The sequence below is a fragment of the Parasphingorhabdus sp. genome (assembly GCF_036568145.1).
In the GTDB taxonomy this organism is placed as follows: Bacteria; Pseudomonadota; Alphaproteobacteria; order Sphingomonadales; family Sphingomonadaceae; genus Parasphingorhabdus.
In genome coordinates this window covers 58,275-73,165 of the sequence record NZ_DATCTC010000006.1, presented here as the reverse complement: position 1 = coordinate 73,165, position 14,891 = coordinate 58,275, and the positions used below count along the sequence as shown (strand labels likewise).

Below are 14,891 nucleotides of genomic sequence, written 5' to 3'. Positions count from 1 at the left end.
CCGCCACCTGTTTCCGCTCATATGGGTCAGAGGCAGGGCGTTCGGTCGCGGGGTTTCAGTATCGGGCATCTGCGATCAGGTCGCTGAGACCTTTATGAATCTCTTTCCAAACCGCCTGTTCGTCTTGCTGCGTGTCCGGGATAGTTTCGGTAATCACATGGACTGCGGCATCGACCAGTCCGCTGAACCAGTCCGAATTTACGGCCAATGTATCTTCATGGTGCGGAACGGTGCTGCCGAACATGATCCGGATTTCCTCTGGCCGGTCGAGCCATGTCATCAGGCAATAGAGGACGCTTTCGACCATTTCGGCTTCGAGCTTTTTGCTATTGCCCAGACCATGTTCACGAAAAGACTCTCGCGCGCCGGGATGGATTTTATAATAACGGGCCATAACCGGATCCGTAATATCGCCCAGCCTGTCCGCTGCGCGCTCCAAGCTGGTTTCCAACAGGGCTAATTTTGTTTCCTCATCCATCTTTTTTTCCTCATCCCTCCCTGACAAGTCTGGCCCATCGCGGCGGGATCAGCAAGGAATGGATTGGCGCGTTTCGATTTCAGCCATTTACAAAAATGGCCCTACCGGCCATATGGGCGCTCGATTCCTCCCCGGAACTTTCGCACTATTCCCGAGCATTTTTGCTTAGGGATAATCGGCCTGTTATCGAAAAGAGGAAGTATCAATGTCCGAATATGTCAATCAGAATGGTATCCAGATTGCCCGGAAACTGTTTGATTTTGTCAACGACCGCGCCTTGCCCGGAACGGGTGTGGATCAGGACAAGTTCTGGTCCGGCTTTGCAGGTCTTCTGGACCGGTTCGCGCCGCGCAATGCGCAGCTTCTTGCCAAACGGGAAGCGCTCCAGTCCGCGATTGATGAATGGCATATCGCCCATAAAGACAAACCGATAGATCAGGCGGATTATCAGGCATTTCTGAAAGACATCGGCTATCTGGTTGATGAACCGGCGCCCTTTTCGATCACCACCGAAAATGTCGATCCGGAAATTGCGACCATGGCGGGGCCGCAACTGGTTGTGCCTTCGCTGAACGACCGTTTCGTGCTCAATGCCGCCAATGCGCGCTGGGGCAGCCTTTATGATGCGTTTTACGGCACGGATGCGCTCGATGCGGCTCCGGCCAAACCGGGCGGCTATGACCCCGTGCGCGGCGCGGCGGTTATCAAGGCGGCAAAGGCGTTTCTGGACGAGACTTTTCCCCTAAGTTCCGGTTCATGGGCGGATTATACCGGCGGTGCTCCGGCATTGTCGGATGCGGGGCAGCTTGTCGGAAGGAACGGCGAATCCCTGCTGCTCAAACATAATGGCCTGCATGTGGAAGTCGTGATTGATGCCGGTCACCCGATTGGCAAAGACGATCCGGGCCATATTGCCGATGTGCTTCTGGAAGCGGCGCTGACCACGATTATCGACATGGAAGATTCCGTGGCTGCGGTTGATGCCGAGGACAAGGTTCTGGCCTATGACAACTGGCTGGGCCTGATGCGCGGTGATTTGTCCGCCAAGTTCATGAAAGGCGGCAAGGAAGAAGAGCGCCGTGCCAATCCGGATCGCAGCTATGTTGATACAGATGGCAATGATTTCACCCTGCCGGGACGCAGCCTGATGTTTGTCCGCAATGTCGGGCATTTGATGACCAATCCGGCGGTCCTGTTATCGGACGGATCGGAAGCGCCGGAAGGCTTGCTCGACGCCGTGTTTACCAGCCTGATCGCGATGCACGATTTGAAAGGTCTGGGAGAGCTTCGCAACAGCAAGGCCGGATCGATCTATATCGTGAAGCCGAAAATGCACGGACCGGAAGAATGTGCGTTCACCAATGATGTGTTTGATGCGGTCGAAGACCTGCTGGGGCTGGCGCGTAACACGATAAAAGTCGGCGTAATGGATGAAGAGCGCCGGACATCCGCCAATCTTGCTGCCTGCATCCATGCGGTGAAAGACCGGATCGTGTTTATCAACACCGGCTTTTTGGACCGCACCGGCGACGAAATCCACACCAGTATGCAGGCCGGGGCAATGGTCGCCAAGGCGGATATGAAATCCAGCGACTGGATCACATCCTATGAAGCGCGCAATGTCGCCATCGGTCTGGCCTGCGGCATGTCTGGCAAGGCGCAGATCGGCAAGGGCATGTGGGCCGCGCCAGATATGATGGCGGATATGATGGAACAGAAAATCGGCCATCCGAAAACCGGCGCGAACACCGCATGGGTGCCCAGCCCGACGGCGGCGACGCTGCACGCCATTCACTATCACCGGCTGGACGTTTTCGCGCGTCAGAAGGAAGTGGCGGAGCAGGCTATTCCCTCGCTGGATAAATTGCTCACCATCCCGCTGGCGGAAGGGCATAACTGGTCAGCCGACGAAATCGAGCGTGAACTGGACAATAATGCGCAGGGCATATTGGGCTATGTCGTGCGCTGGGTGGATCAGGGGATAGGCTGTTCCAAAGTGCCGGATATTAATGACATCGGTTTGATGGAGGATCGCGCGACGCTGCGTATTTCCTCGCAGCATATGGCCAACTGGATGCTGCACGGCGTATGCTCGGCGGATCAGGTTGACGCCGCTTTGTTGCGGATGGCTGCCAAGGTGGACGAGCAAAATGCCGGTGATCCGCTCTATCGCCCGATGGCCAGTGACCCGCAAAGCAGTCTGGCATTTCAGGCTGCGCGTGACCTGGTGTTCAAAGGTGTCGAACAGCCGAGCGGCTATACAGAACCGTTGCTGCACGCCTATCGCCAGAAGCTGAAAGAGGCGGGTTAAAGGCTTGATACGGAACTTTAGAAAGCTGTCATAAGAAAGCTCTGTCTTACAGGATGCACCTTATGATAGCTTTCAGCCGTCTTTCTCAGTCTGAATAGCATCACCTCGCCGCGCCCCGTTTGGCCGAAAATATCAAGCGTCATTTCCAACACACGGCATTTCTGTTGGAAATGTCGGAAAAAAGCGGTTCCTTGGTGTGAAGTTAGTGAAGTTAGTGAAGTTTGACTGTTGGAACGGTGCTTATCCGAATGTGTTTTAAGCCTCAGCCGTCAGGAACCGCGCCAGCCCGACAAACTCGTCCACACTTATGGTTTCGGGTCGCCGCGCACCATCAATCCCGGCATGGTCCAGAGCATCAAGACCGCCCGGCAGGCTTTTCAGGCTTTGGCGCAGCATCTTGCGCCGCTGGCTAAATGCACTTTGGGTCAGCTTGGCGAGAATATCGGGATCAACGCCCTCCGGCTGCGCTTTCGGGGTCAGGTGAACAATGGCCGACATGACCTTGGGCGGTGGGGTAAAGGCGGAGCGGTGGACCGACATGGCGATTTTCACATCACAGCGCCACTGCGCCAATATCGACAATCGCCCATAAGCGCCGGAGCCTTCCTTGGCGACGATCCGGTCGGCCACCTCGCGCTGGAACATCAGGGTCAGCGATTGCCACGCAGGCGGCCACTCGGCGCTCGACAGCCATTTGACCAGCAAGGCAGAGCCGACATTATAGGGCAGGTTGGAAACGATATGAAAAGGCGCGTCAAACAGCTCCGCCAGATCAATTCTCAACGCGTCTTCGTTGATAACGTCCAGCTTTCCGGGGAAATGACCGGCCAGTTCAGCCAGAGCAGGCAGACATCTTTCGTCCCGTTCCACCGCTGTCACCACAGCCCCGGCTTGCAGCAAGGCCTGGGTCAATCCGCCGGGGCCGGGGCCGACCTCGAAAACGCGGGCGTCCTTCAAGTCCCCCGGAACGGCGGCGATGCGGGACAATAGCTGCGTATCGAGCAGGAAATTCTGGCCCAGCGCCTTGTTGGCAGTCAGGCCGTGTTTCTTGATTACCTCCCGAAGCGGAGGCAGGGATGGCGAATTGTTCAAAGCTCGGCTTTTTTACGTTTGGAGTATTTTTCACGATTGGTAGCCGCGACATCCGCCATCTGGATCGCAGCTATCATCGAGCGGGGATTGGCTCTGTCTTGCCCCGCAATGGCAAATGCGGTGCCATGATCGGGTGAAGTGCGGATGATGGGAAGCCCCAAAGTTATGTTGACGCCATCAAAAAAGTGCAATGCTTTCAGAGGGATCAGCGCCTGATCATGATAGGGGCATAGCGCGACATCATATTGGGACCGTGCCTCTTCGTGGAACATGGAATCGGCGGGATAGGGCCCCTTCACGTCAAGCCCTTCCGCGACCAGTTTTTCAATCGCGGGGATCATCACGAGCTGTTCCTCATCGCCAATATTGCCATCTTCCCCGGCATGCGGGTTAAGCGCGGCAACGGCAATGCGCGGGTTGGTAATCCCGAAATTACGGATCATCGCCTTATGCGCCACTTTCGCGCGGGCGATAATCAACCGGCGGGTGAGTTGCACCGGCACATCTCTCAAGGGAATATGCGTTGTCATCGGTATGACCCGCAGCGATGGCCCGGCCAGCATCATCACCGCATTTTGTCTGGCGATACCGCAGCGTTCAGACACAAATTCGGTTTGCCCCGGATAGCGGAAGCCAACCTTGTAAAGCTGTGACTTTGACACAGGCGCCGTGACGACAGCCCCGGCATCGCCCGACCGCGCAAGGCCGCACGCAATTTCAAGCGCATGCAGAGCACATTGCGCTCCGTCGAGACTGGGCTCACCAGAAATTGTCGGCGGACCATCGTAAATATGAAGGATAGGCAGCGCCTTATCAAACTGGTCGGCTGCCTCGGCAGGGGTAGATATTTTGACAACGGGAATATCACATATCCCGTTACCATCCGCCTGTTTGAAATCCTCGAAATTACCGATGGCGAAAAAGGGCTTCAGGCCGTTGCTCTCGCGAGCAAGCCAGCTTTTACAGATTATTTCCGGCCCAATTCCTGCCGGGTCGCCGCAAGACACTGCAAAGGGTTTTATCACCCCCCGTATCCCTTAATTATACTCGATAATGGCGTCACGGCGAAGGTCGCGCAGATAGGTTTGCGCGCGTTTGTTGATCCGCTCATTTTCCAGTTGCGACATGATCTGGTCAAAGGAAGGATCGGATGCGCTTTGCGGATCATCACGGCCACAAAGGATCAATACGCGCACACCATCAGCGACGGAACCAAAGGGCGGGCTGGCTTGACCGATTTGCAGATTGGCCAAGGTTTCCTGCAGCGGTCCGGGCAAGTCTTTCAGACGGACCTGGTCATTGTCCACGACGTCCGCGCCGATAGAGGCGGCGACTTCATTAGCCGCGCCGCAACCCTTGATGCCTTGGGTAGCTTCGGCAAATTGTGCCGCGCGCGCTGTGGCTTGTGCTTCGGTTGTTCCGGCGGGAAAGCCGATGGAAAGCTGTTTCAGGCTCAAAAGCGCATCACGCGGGTCAGCCGTCAAAATCTGGCGCTCGTCGATAAGGTAGAGGATCGAAAATCCGCCGGGAACCTGCACCGGTCCGACAACCTGGCCAACATCCATCTGCTCGGCAGCATCTGCCAGGGTTTGCGGCAATTGGGCAGGACGCACCCAGCCAAGATCACCGCCGGTCACTGCTGTCGATGCCTCGGAAAACTGGCGGGCATAGGCCACAAAAGAGCCGCCCTGACGGATTTGATCCAGTATCTGGCGCATGTTCGATGCGATTTGCTCAGCCGTTTCCGGGGTAGCCGCCATGTAAATCTCGCCAATGCGATATTCAGTGGTGCCCTTGGACGCTTTCAACCGCTCGATAATCGTGTTTACTTCTTCCTCACCGACATTGATGAAGGGCTGAATGTTGCGTCGAAGCAAACGGTTCCAGGCCAGTTCACCCTTGATCTGCCGCTTCAAAGTAGCGGCGGATGATCCTTTGGACCGCAGATATTCGTCGAAAGCGCTGATGTCCTGCCGAAAATTCTGTTGGGCGACCTGATTAAAGGTTTGATTGACTTCCTCTGGGCTGATGACGATCTCGTTCGCCTCGGCTTCCTGAATCTGAAGCGTCTCGTCGATCAGGTTACGAAGCACCTGCAAGCGCAGCCGCTGTTTTTCTTCCTCGGAAACGGTACCGCCATTGGCCGCAATGATGAGGGCGAGCCGGTGGCCGACATCGGTTCCCGTGATGATATCGCCATTGACCAAAGCCGTTGCGCGGCGGACATTGGGATCATTCTGACCGAATATGGTAAGCTGCTCGGGAATGTTGAGGTCGTTTTGCGGAGCGGAACTGTTTGGAACCGTTTGGCTGGTTGAAGCAGTAGCAGCGAACAAAGCGGCGGTTGCTGCAAGAGCATATTTTGCGTTACGGCTAAAAGTTCTGGTACGCATAAAATTCATATTTCTTTTCTTTTCAAATACTAAGAACAATTCGTCGTAATTCAATATCAAAACACGGCTGAACCCAATATGAGCAATCTCACATTGTCACAATATGCCTTACACACCCAAATTGCGTAGCGCTACCCGGAAGAGGAAAGTGCTACCGCGCTGGGCATCTCCCGTGTCCTCATAATCATAGCGCCACGTTACGGCAAGCGATAGGCAGCCGTCGTCATAAGCAACGCCAAGGCGGTGGCGAATGGGGTCAAAACCATCGGAAGAGGACAACGGATCTTCCTTGATTCCGGTCAAATCAACAATCGCAGAACCAAAGACCGACCAGTAATTGTTAATCTGGTAACGCCCGCCAACACGGACCTCTTCACGGTCGCTAAGATCTTCGATCCCGTCACCGATATTGCGGTTCAGCCGCAAATAACCGATTTGTGCATAAGTATTCTGCGATCCGATGGTCGCATCAATCTCGTTTCGCCGGATGGCTAGATTGTCCTTATCAAGCCGGTACCGGTGAGTGAATTTGACGATATCGCTGAAACGAACCTCTGTGCGGCCAACAATATCGGAAAAGCGCTCTGAAAGTCCGGTGCCTTCGGGAACGATATTGCTGTTATTGGCCAGCCGGTAACTTTGACCGACAATGGCATCAATTCGCAAATTGGGACGGCTGAGATTCCACTCCGCACCATAAGTGACCCGGACATTATCCTCATAACGGTCATAGCCGGGAAAGCGGTTCAGCGCGAATAGATTGGTATCTTCCAGATCGACCGAGCGGGAATCTTCGTTGGGAACCTTGGCGTTGGCTATTGCCGGTGTCGCCACGATCTGAAGCCGCGGGGTCAGGGTCTGGGTTCCGCCAAATGCCTGTCCGACCAGTGGCCATTTCACGTCAACCGCAGCGGTTACAATGCCGCGTGTCTGCCAGCCGGAATTGCCTTGATAAAGGGCGGTTTCGTTGAGGGCGTTATCTTCGCTATTATACACATCTCCTCGGGCAAAGCCGGTCAGGATTATTTCCTGCCCCATGCTCGTCAGCCGGCGTAAGTCCCAGCGTGCAGAAGCAAAGGCGCGCTGTGTGTCCTGCCCACCCGAACGTCCGATGGCAAGGCTGTTAAGCTGTATCTGGGTGCGACCGCCCAATATCGGATCGGCAAAGCGTTTGCGGTAATCGATGACGGGCAGGGCGACAGGAACCTGGCTTTGCGGATCACCGGCCCGCAATGTCTGGAATGCCCAGCCCGCTAATGAGAAATAGCTGCTCTCGTCAATTCGCTCGACATTGATTGTGGATCGCAGGCTGTCATCATCGCTAATGTCATAGCGGCGCAAAAAAGTCCGGTCGGATGCGATGCGGGCGGCTTGCGAAATCGTCCAGTTATCATCAAGAACGAACCGCCCGCTGGTTGCGAAATAGCCGCGAAAACCCTTTTCGGAGTCGGGTAATGGGCCCGTCGCCCCGGTAGGGACGCGCGAGCTATATGTGCCATATCCGGTAATCTGGAACGCGCCTTTCTCGTCCAGATTCCGGAATGTCCCGCTGATTAGCGGGGCAACCTCGGTAAACACTTGCGCCGTGACTGTCGCATCCTGATTGGGAGCGATATTGAAATAATAGGGAACAGAAACAGCCACCCCGTTTGTCGAATCAAACCGGAGATTGGGGACCAGAAGCCCGCTGCGGTTTTCGTCGCTGACCGGATGGGACAGACCGGGCAGGGGAATGACCGGTAATCCGAAAATCTCTATCCGAGCGCCGTCATAGGTCACCCGCTTTTTTATAGGGTCATAACGAACCTTGACGGCCTTGATTTCCCAGCTCGGTTTTTTGGGGCAGCCATCTTCTGTCACTACGGCGCAGGCTGTATAGGCCCCGTAATCCAGTGTCATCGACCCGTCTTCAAAACGCTCACCCTTACGCGCGGCAAGTCGGCTGCCGTCTTCCATTACCAGCAACAGGTTCTCGACCGTGCCGTCCCGCAAACTGTCGGTCAGGATTATGCTGTCCCCATAAGCGGTATCGCCCTCGGGGCTGGTCGAACGTATATTGCCCTTGGCCTCTACTACGCCGCTATTGCGGTTCCAGACGACGGTATCAGCGCGCAGCCTGTAACCGTCGCGGTTGACCAGTACATTGCCGGATGCGGTGACAATATCGCTTTCAAAATCATAATCCACCTTATCGGCGCTGAATTCGATTTCGTCGGGGTTTTCAGGAAGGTTTTCATCCGCAGGTGCAGCTTCAACCGGATTAGCATCCTCTGGAATCGCCTCAGGCGCGATTTGTGCAAAAGCGGCATGAGGGGAAGCCAAAAGGCAAACCTGCGGAACAGCCAGTGCAATCAGAGCGATTGAAGATTTCATCGACGAGATTACCTACCTTTGATCCCATGAAAAATTGGCGCGGTTTCTTTCGTCACCAACTCGACTATAGCCCTATTGCACCAGATTGCGTCTCCTGCAAATCTTCTGTGCCAGAATTCCGTAATCGTGGGCTGGTTAAATCATCATTGCAAAAATAGAGCCAATCTTTCATTGATGGGCACTGAACAGAAGATGACAATTCCGCCAGCATAAGCGCGGATGATCTATTGATAAGGACGCTTCACCCATGAAATTCACATTTGCTGCCAGCCCTTCTTCCACGCCAGATGCAATTGCCTTTGCAGTTGGTAAAGATGCGCTGGAAACCGCAAATATATCGCTGGAACAAGCAGACATGGTCCGCACCGCGGCCAAAGCGGCGCGGTTTGAAGGTAAGTCCGGCCAGACTTTCCAGACCTTTGTGACAGAAGGTGATGCCGTGATTCAGGTCATTCTGACCGGAACCGGAAAAGGGGAGCGCAGCGATTTCGAAGCCGCAGGCGGCGCAGTGATTGCAAAGCTGATTACATCAGGCGTCAAACATCTCGCGATAAACAATAGCGGGCTGGAGCAGGAGCAACTGGCCCGCCTGTTGTTCGGTGCAAAGCTGCGTAGCTGGAGAATTGACAAATATCGCACGAAGATGCCGGAAAATACCAAGCCGACACTCGAATCGATAACCGTCCTCGATACCGCGCTGGAATCAAACCAGGTCTGGAAAGATCTGTCCGCCGTTGCAGACGGTGTGGCACTGACCCGCGAACTGGTGTCGGAACCAGCCAATGTCATCTACCCGGAGAGCTTTGTCGCTCGCTGCGAAGAGCTTCAGGACATGGGCGTCGAGTTTACGGTGCTTGGTCAGGAAGAAATGGAAAAACTGGGCATGGGTGCGCTTTTGGGCGTGTCACAAGGTTCCGTTCGCCCGCCCCGGATGCTGGCAATGCGCTGGGACGGTACCAATGGCGCCCAGAAAAAACCGCTCGCGCTTGTTGGTAAAGGCGTAACTTTCGATACCGGTGGTATTTCATTGAAGCCGCCTGCTGGCATGGAAGACATGAAATGGGATATGGGCGGCGCAGGCGCGGTTGCCGGAACGATGAAGGCGCTGGCCGGACGTAAGGCCAAGGCCCATGTCATCGGTGTTTGCGGCTTGGTTGAAAACATGCCCGACGGCAAAGCGCAGCGTCCCGGTGACGTTGTGACGAGCATGAGCGGCCAGACGATCGAGGTCATCAACACCGATGCCGAAGGGCGTCTGGTTTTGTGCGATGCGCTGCATTGGACGCAGGAAACATTTGAACCGGAAGTTGTGGTCAATCTGGCGACACTGACCGGCGCGATCATTATTTCGTTGGGCAATGAACATGCCGGTTGCTTCAGCAATGACGATGACTTGTCCGATAAATTGCTCGCGGCTGGTAAAACGGCCGGCGATCCCCTCTGGCGCTTCCCGCTCACAGCAGCTTATGACAAGCAGATCAACTCACCGATTGCGGACATGAAAAATGTCGGCGGCAAGGGAGCTGGCTCAATCACGGCAGCGCAATTCCTGAAACGGTTTATCAAGGATGGCGTCAAATGGGCGCATCTCGACATTGCCGGAATGGTGTGGGCTGACAAGCCCGGCCCGGTCTGGGACAAGGGGGCAACCGGATTTGGTGTGCGTTTGCTCGACCAATATGTCGCGGACAATTTTGAGCAATAGGCTGATCCGAAGGGTAATCTGACCGGTGCAGGTCGATTTTTACCATTTGACTCGCGATCCAGCGGAAAAACTGGTGCCGGTTCTGGCCCAGAAAACGCTGGATAGCGGGCAAAGAATGTTGCTGGTATCCGCTTTTGCGGAGCAGCAGGAAAAGCTGAGTACCGCGCTATGGAGCGCCGGACCTACCAGCTTTCTGGCGCATGAGCTGGCCGGAAAGGGGCAGGATGACATGCAACCGATCCTGATTTCCGCCACATGCGATGCTCCGAACGGAGCGCGCTATATCGCGTTGACCGATGGCGAGTGGCGGGACGAAGCCTTGGGTTTTGATCGTGCGTTCTTTTTGTTTACAGCTGAACAGATTGACAATGCCCGTGCGGCGTGGCGTCTTTTGTCCGCAAAGGAAGGCGTGACGCCGCGTTATTGGAAACAGGACGGCGGCCGGTGGGTTCAGGGGCCATAGGCCGCCTCTCTCAGTGCTTGCCATGTTGCAATGCAGCCGCTAAGGGCGGCGCAATCCTATTTCACAGCTATTATTACGGAGCAAATCCATGGCCGTTACACGGACATTTTCGATCATTAAACCAGACGCAACCAAGCGCAACCTGACCGGCGCAGTCACCAAAATGCTGGAAGATGGCGGCCTTCGCGTTGTCGCATCAAAGCGCATCCAGATGACCCGTGAACAGGCAGAAGGATTTTACGCTGTCCACAAGGAACGCCCGTTCTTTGGTGAACTGGTAGATTTCATGATTAGCGGTCCTGTAGTCGTTCAGGTGTTGGAAGGCGAAAACGCCATGCAGCGCAACCGTGACATCATGGGCGCTACCAACCCTGCTGACGCCGCACCTGGCACCATTCGTAAAGAACTGGCCGAAAGCATCGAAGCCAACACGGTTCACGGTTCCGACAGCGACGAAAACGCAGCGATCGAAATCGCCTACTTCTTCAACGAAGACGAAATCGTAGGATAAGTTTTTTCGAGAGAATTCAGACCCGTCATTCCCGCCCGCGCAGGAATGACGGGTTTTTTGCGTTCTGTTCGCACTAATCCCCCACACTAAACCTTTGGATTGGCCTCGTCATAGCGTTCCCAATCGTGGAACGCTTCCCGCCGGACGATGATCCATTTGCCATCCCGCTTTTCAAACTTGTCACAGTAACGACCAGCGACAATCCAGTCGGTTGCCTTGCCGCCGGTGGGGGCCGCTGTGAAATCGTCTGCGCCTTCCTGAATAAAATGGTAAGCCACAAAATTGGCTTCGGTCGATGCGCTGTTGCCATCTTCGCTGAACGTGAAGTGCACGTTGGAAATCGAATGATGGCTGTCTGGCACTTTTTCCAATACATTGCGGGCAAAGCCGATAAATTCATCCGGCGGACCTGAATATTCTGCATGTTTATGGATATGGTCATCCGCGAAACAGGATCGCACCAACGCCCAGTCGCGGCGGTCGATGCCTTTGCAATAGCGGTGCAGCAGGTCGCGAATCTCCTCACGCGCCAGTAATTCAGAAACCCCGTCCATCCCGATCCTCCATTATATTGCTAGGGCTGCTGCGTAGCATGTGCTGCTAATCTGTGGAAAGTTGACAAAAAAGAGAGGGCTGAGAATGGGCAGGCTAAAGGGCAAAGTTGCGATTATCACTGGTGCGGCAATGGGATTGGGGGAGGCAGATGCCCGTATGTTCGCGCGGGAAGGTGCGACTGTCATTCTGACAGATGTGGATGAAGAAAATGGCAAGCGAGTCGCAGCAGAAATCGGCGCTGCGGCAGAATTTATTTTGCAGGATGTTCGCGACGAATCCGGGTGGGAGGATTTAATTGCCGATGTGGTCACACGGCACGGGAAACTGGACATTCTGGTCAATAATGCCGGTGTCGTGGAGCCGGGAACTATCGAAACCCAAACAGCGGAAGAGTGGCGCTTAGTCATGGGTGTCAGCGCCGATGGTACTTTTTTCGGATGTAAATATGCCGTGCCTGCGATGAAGATTTCCGGCGGCGGTTCGATAATCAATATGGCGTCTATCGCCTCGGTACAGGGGGAGCCGGTTGTCGCGGCCTATGCTGCGGCAAAGGGCGCGGTTGAAAGCCTGACCCGCAGCATCGCCGTTCACTGCGTCAATAACGGCTATAATATTCGCTGTAACAGCGTGCATCCGGCTGGAATATTGACGCCGATGGTCGAAGCGATCGGTCCGAAAATGGCGGAAAGAACCGACTTGCGCCCAGCCAGCGAGAGTCCGGCTGCCAGCGCTTTGGGGGAGCCCGACGACATTGCCAATACCGTACTGTTTCTTGCCTCCGATGAATCGAAATTCATCAATGGCGCGGCGATCAGGGTGGATAATGCGAAGTCTGTTGTGGAAGGTGTGGTCCCATAGCACCGGTTTGCGGGTCTAGAACTGGTCCGCAATATCCGCCAATTTGGTGAGCCTTTTTGGCGCAACCAGACGCCAGCTTTTTTGCAGCCAGCTTGCAATATGGTCCCAGTCCGTCCGTCCTGTGTCCAGCCGAATCGCTATCCAGCCGGATTTCCCGTAAAATTTCGGAGCGAAATATTGATCGGGATCGGCTTCCAACAGGGCCGCCTGTTCGTCCAGACCGCTGGTTTTGACGAGCAGGGATGATCCTGCCTCGCCATGATGATGGTGGGAGAAATAAGCGAAATATTTCCCTGCTTTCTCACCGCCTACCCGCCAGCCTGGGGAGCCGAAGCTGGCCCGTTCGTGTGTTTCATCCAAAGCAAGGGCGCGGGAACGGATTTGTTCCAATATCCAGTCGGGATCTTGTTCGCGGGTGACATATCGGGCGAGCGTGGCGGCATAAAGCTGATGCTCGGCAATCAGCACGCGGTCAGCCAGAATGTCGGCTGTATCGCCGGGTAATATAGCCACTTTGGTTTGCGCGAGTACTGGCCCGTCATCCAGCTCTGGTGTCACCAGATGGACGGAGCAGCCCGCATGGCTGTCGCCCGCGTCGAGGGCGCGTTGGTAGGTATCGAGCCCCTTATATTTGGGAAGCAGGCTGGGATGGATATTGAGCATGCGGCCCTGCCATTTGCGGACAAAGTCATCGCTCAATATCCTCATATATCCTGCCAGAACGACATAATCCGCACCGGCGCGGGTAATGGCTTCATGCATGATCTGGTCATGGTCTTCGCGGCTCATGCCTTTGTGAGGGTGGGAAAATGTTTCAACACCTTCCGCCGCGGCCAGTGTCAGGCCGGGGGCTTGCGGGTCGTTGGACGCCGCCAATATGATCTCAAAAGGGCAGTTTTCTGCCTTTGCGGCATAGATGAGCGCTGCCATGTTGGACCCGCGTCCAGATATCAGGACAGCAACCCTTACCCGTTCGGACATCATCGGTTAGCCATCATGGCTCGCGGTCCAGTCGCCCATGGCCGACCAAGTCCCGGAGCTGCCCGTAACCGTGCAGCCCTTCGTGCCCGCCTTGACAACACCAACCCGGTGGACCGTCTCACCAGCCAATTCAAGATCCGCCGTTACAGACTCCATTTCATCCATAGAGACAGCCAAAATCATCCCGATGCCACAGTTAAACGTCCGCGCCATCTCTTCCGGCTCGATATTCCCCTGAGCCTGCAAGAAAGCCATCAGGCGCGGTTGATCCCAGCTATTGGCATCGACATGCGCGCGCAAACCTTCAGGAAGAACGCGCGGTATGTTTTCCAGCAATCCACCGCCGGTAATATGTGCCAATGCCTTGATCCGGCCCGCCTGTATCAACGGCAATAGCGATTTGACATAGATACGCGTTGGCGCGATCAATGCTTCAATCAACAGGACCTCCGGATCAAACAGCGCCGGTCGTTCGAGTTTCCAGCCCTTATCCTCGGCCAGCCTGCGGACCAGTGAATATCCATTGGAGTGAACGCCGGAAGAAGCCAGACCAAGCAGGACATCTCCGTCGGCGAGTTCCCGTCCGGTCAGTGCCTTTGCTCGCTCGACCGCACCGACGCAAAAACCGGCAAGATCATAATCACCATCGGCATACATGCCGGGCATTTCCGCTGTCTCGCCGCCAATCAGCGCACAGCCGGACATTTTGCAACCCTCTGCTATGCCAGCCACGACTCGTTCGGCGACACCGTTTTCAAGTTTACCCGTGGCGAAGTAATCAAGGAAGAATAGCGGCTCCGCACCTTGAACGATCAGGTCGTTAACGCACATTGCTACCAGATCGATGCCAACACTGTCATGCCGGTCATAATCGATCGCCAGTTTCAACTTTGTTCCGACGCCATCATTGGCGGCGACCAGCAAAGGATCGTCATAACCTGCGGCTTTTAAGTCAAAAAAACCGCCAAAGCCGCCCAATTCCGCATTCGCACCCGGCCTTGCCGTCGCCTTCGCCAGCGGTGCAATAGCTTTGATTAGCGCGTTTCCTGTCTCAATCGACACACCTGCTTTCGCATATGTGTATGATTCCGGTTCATTTCGCCCGTTGTTTTGTTTATCACTCATAAAATAGGCGATTAGACAAGTCGCGGCTGGATTTCCACGTCATAAT

General features: G+C 55.2%; 13 protein-coding genes. 5 read left to right on the top strand and 8 right to left on the bottom strand.

Annotated features, from left to right (window positions below; all coding sequences use genetic code 11):
• Window positions 1–55: 55 nt before the first annotated feature.
• On the bottom strand, window positions 56–478 hold the full coding sequence (locus tag VIN76_RS01445) for a hypothetical protein (RefSeq protein ID WP_332040034.1): 423 nt from the start codon (window positions 476–478) through the stop codon (window positions 56–58).
• Between the two features lie 205 nt (window positions 479–683).
• On the opposite strand from VIN76_RS01445, the gene VIN76_RS01440 reads away from it, so the two are divergent.
• Window positions 684–2,789, top strand: a complete 2,106-nt coding sequence (locus VIN76_RS01440; protein WP_332040033.1) for a malate synthase G — start codon at window positions 684–686, stop codon at window positions 2,787–2,789.
• Window positions 2,790–3,044: 255 nt separating this feature from the next.
• Here VIN76_RS01440 and rsmA read toward each other — a convergent pair whose 3' ends face one another.
• From rsmA to VIN76_RS01420, 4 genes are all read right to left on the bottom strand, one after another.
• A complete protein-coding gene (gene rsmA / locus VIN76_RS01435) occupies window positions 3,045–3,881 on the bottom strand; it encodes a 16S rRNA (adenine(1518)-N(6)/adenine(1519)-N(6))-dimethyltransferase RsmA (protein ID WP_332040032.1) in 837 nt (278 codons plus the stop codon).
• Window positions 3,878–4,903, bottom strand: a complete 1,026-nt coding sequence (pdxA, locus tag VIN76_RS01430) for a 4-hydroxythreonine-4-phosphate dehydrogenase PdxA (RefSeq protein WP_332040080.1) — start codon at window positions 4,901–4,903, stop codon at window positions 3,878–3,880. The genes rsmA and pdxA overlap by 4 nt, the downstream gene beginning before the upstream one ends.
• Window positions 4,904–4,918: 15 nt before the next feature.
• The gene (locus VIN76_RS01425) at window positions 4,919–6,274 is read right to left on the bottom strand and encodes a peptidylprolyl isomerase (RefSeq protein ID WP_332040031.1); all 1,356 of its coding nucleotides are present in this window, start codon (window positions 6,272–6,274) and stop codon (window positions 4,919–4,921) included.
• Between the two features lie 108 nt (window positions 6,275–6,382).
• Entirely contained in the window at window positions 6,383–8,647 is a 2,265-nt protein-coding gene (locus VIN76_RS01420) for an LPS-assembly protein LptD (RefSeq protein WP_332040030.1), read from the bottom strand.
• A gap of 247 nt (window positions 8,648–8,894) precedes the next feature.
• Between VIN76_RS01420 and VIN76_RS01415 the strand changes: the two genes are divergently transcribed.
• The 3 genes from VIN76_RS01415 to ndk all read left to right on the top strand — a co-directional run bounded on the left by VIN76_RS01415 (window position 8,895) and on the right by ndk (window position 11,326).
• Window positions 8,895–10,352: a leucyl aminopeptidase gene (locus VIN76_RS01415; protein WP_332040029.1), complete on the top strand. Its 1,458-nt coding sequence runs from the start codon at window positions 8,895–8,897 to the stop codon at window positions 10,350–10,352.
• A gap of 25 nt (window positions 10,353–10,377) precedes the next feature.
• Window positions 10,378–10,815 carry a DNA polymerase III subunit chi gene (locus tag VIN76_RS01410; RefSeq protein ID WP_332040028.1) on the top strand — a complete coding sequence of 146 codons (438 nt, stop codon included), beginning with the start codon at window positions 10,378–10,380 and terminating at the stop codon, window positions 10,813–10,815.
• An 88-nt stretch (window positions 10,816–10,903) separates the two neighbouring features.
• Window positions 10,904–11,326 (top strand): nucleoside-diphosphate kinase, encoded by a 423-nt coding sequence (gene ndk / locus VIN76_RS01405; RefSeq protein ID WP_332040027.1) that lies wholly within the window; start codon window positions 10,904–10,906, stop codon window positions 11,324–11,326.
• An 86-nt stretch (window positions 11,327–11,412) separates the two neighbouring features.
• Here the strand turns inward: ndk and VIN76_RS01400 are convergent, their stop codons facing one another.
• Window positions 11,413–11,880: a nuclear transport factor 2 family protein gene (locus VIN76_RS01400; RefSeq protein WP_332040026.1), complete on the bottom strand. Its 468-nt coding sequence runs from the start codon at window positions 11,878–11,880 to the stop codon at window positions 11,413–11,415.
• Window positions 11,881–11,965: 85 nt separating this feature from the next.
• Between VIN76_RS01400 and VIN76_RS01395 the strand changes: the two genes are divergently transcribed.
• Entirely contained in the window at window positions 11,966–12,739 is a 774-nt protein-coding gene (locus VIN76_RS01395) for an SDR family oxidoreductase (protein WP_332040025.1), read from the top strand.
• Between the two features lie 15 nt (window positions 12,740–12,754).
• On the opposite strand, the gene purN is transcribed toward VIN76_RS01395, so the two are convergent.
• Window positions 12,755–13,720, bottom strand: coding sequence for a phosphoribosylglycinamide formyltransferase (gene purN, locus VIN76_RS01390; RefSeq protein WP_332040079.1), 966 nt, complete (start codon window positions 13,718–13,720; stop codon window positions 12,755–12,757).
• 6 nt (window positions 13,721–13,726) lie between these two features.
• Window positions 13,727–14,845 (bottom strand): phosphoribosylformylglycinamidine cyclo-ligase, encoded by a 1,119-nt coding sequence (purM, locus tag VIN76_RS01385; protein WP_332040024.1) that lies wholly within the window; start codon window positions 14,843–14,845, stop codon window positions 13,727–13,729.
• Window positions 14,846–14,891: the final 46 nt, after the last annotated feature.